The 1,783-nt window shown below is 68.8% G+C and carries 2 protein-coding genes; both read left to right on the top strand.

The features are described 5' to 3' along the window. The first annotated feature begins 134 nt into the window (after positions 1–134). Positions 135–626, top strand: a complete 492-nt coding sequence (locus tag VGB60_RS05350) for a hypothetical protein (protein WP_331037231.1) — start codon at positions 135–137, stop codon at positions 624–626. After that, the coding region (gene nuoG, locus VGB60_RS05355; RefSeq protein ID WP_331037232.1) for an NADH-quinone oxidoreductase subunit NuoG at positions 626–1,783 on the top strand (1,158 nt) is incomplete at its 3' end. The genes VGB60_RS05350 and nuoG, both read left to right, overlap by 1 nt.

A 1,783-nucleotide genomic window follows, 5' to 3' on the forward strand; every position in this document is an offset into this window, starting at 1 on the left:
TAGGGATGCGCCGCCACTCCCCCTTTTCCGTCATCCTCGGGCTCGTCCCGAGGACCCATGGCGCCGCTACGCCTGCGTCAGGGGAGGATGGCGCTCGTGCGAGTGATAGATGGGTCCTCGGGACGAGCCCGAGGATGACGGCGGTAGGGGTGGTGGCGCTGCTATCTTTGACCGCCTGCAGCCCCGCGGCGGAGAAGGCTGAGCCGACTCCGGCGGAGAAGGTCTCCGCCGCAGCGCCGACGTCGGACGCCGTGGCCGTGGCGCCGGTCGTGCTGGCGGCTGACCAGCTGCGCCGCGTGTGCCGCGCCGGTCTGGCCGCCATCCACGGCCAGACCGCGGATGCGATCCAGATCGACGGGCTGGAAGGCGAGGTCGTCAACGCCTCTTGGCGCGCGCCGGTCGACGGCGGCCGCCGCCGGGCCCAGTGCCGGGTCGAGGGCGATCTGGTCACCTGGAAACAGGTCGACGCGCCGAACCCCGAACAGAACCGCTGGATGAACCAGGCCGGCGACCCCGTGACCCGCTTCGCCGTCGATGGCGGCGAGATCACCATCACAACGACGCTCCCGGATGGGACGACTGCTGCGGAAGACTACGCCGTGGCTGCTGAGCAAGAGGCCCGCTGATGCCCGTCGCCAAGGTCAACGGCGTAGAGACAGAGTTCGAGCCCGGGATGACCGTGCTTCAGGTGGCCGAGCGCGCCGGGGAGGAGATCCCGCGCTTCTGCTATCACGAGCGGCTGTCGATCGCCGGCAACTGCCGCATGTGCCTGGTCGAGGTGAAGCCCGGGCCGCCGAAGCCGCAGGCCAGCTGCGCCCTGCCGGCCGCCGAGGGACAGGAGATCTTCACCGACACGCCAATGGTGAAGAAGGCCCGCGAAGGGGTGATGGAGTTCCTGCTCATCAACCACCCGCTGGACTGCCCGATCTGCGACCAGGGCGGCGAGTGCGACCTGCAGGATCAGGCCATGGGCTATGGCCGCGACGGCTCGCGCTACGCCGAGAACAAGCGCGCGGTCGAAGAAAAGAACATGGGCCCAACGGTGAAGACGTTCATGACGCGGTGCATCCAGTGCACCCGTTGCGTCCGCTTCATCACCGAGGTGGCCGGCGTGCCGGACATCGGCATGATCTCGCGCGGCGAGGACGCCGAGATCACCACCTATCTGGAAAAGAACATCGACAGCGAACTGTCGGGCAACGTCAACGACCTGTGCCCCGTCGGAGCCCTGACGCACCGGCCGTGGCAGTTCCACTATCGCCCGTGGGAGTTGAAGAAGACCGAGATCGTCGACGTGATGGACGCGCTGGGCTCCAACATCTCGGCCCAATCGAAGGGCTCCGAGATCATGCGGATCCTGCCGCGCGTGCACGAGGGCGTGAACGAGGAGTGGCTGTCGGACATCAGCCGCTATGCGGTCGACGGGCTGCAGCGCCAACGGCTGGATCGGCCCTGGGTGCGCGAGAACGGCAAGCTGCGCGCAGCCTCATGGGAGGAGGCGCTGTCGGTCGTCGCCGAGCGCCTGAAGGCCGCTCCGGCAGATCGCATCGGCGTCGTCGCCGGCGATCTGCAGGACGCGGAATCGATGAAGGCGGCGCTGGACCTGTTCCGAGCGCTCGGATCGCCCAACACGGACTGCCGGCAGGACGGCTCGGCGCTGGGCTACGGCCCGCGCGAGGGCTGGCTGTTCAACTCGGGCATCGCCGGGCTGGAACAGGCGGACGCGGTGCTGATCGTCGGCGCCAACCCGCGCACCGAGGCTCCGCTGCTGAACGCCCGCCTG

The organism is Brevundimonas sp. (assembly GCF_036399195.1).
In the GTDB taxonomy this organism is placed as follows: Bacteria; Pseudomonadota; Alphaproteobacteria; order Caulobacterales; family Caulobacteraceae; genus Brevundimonas.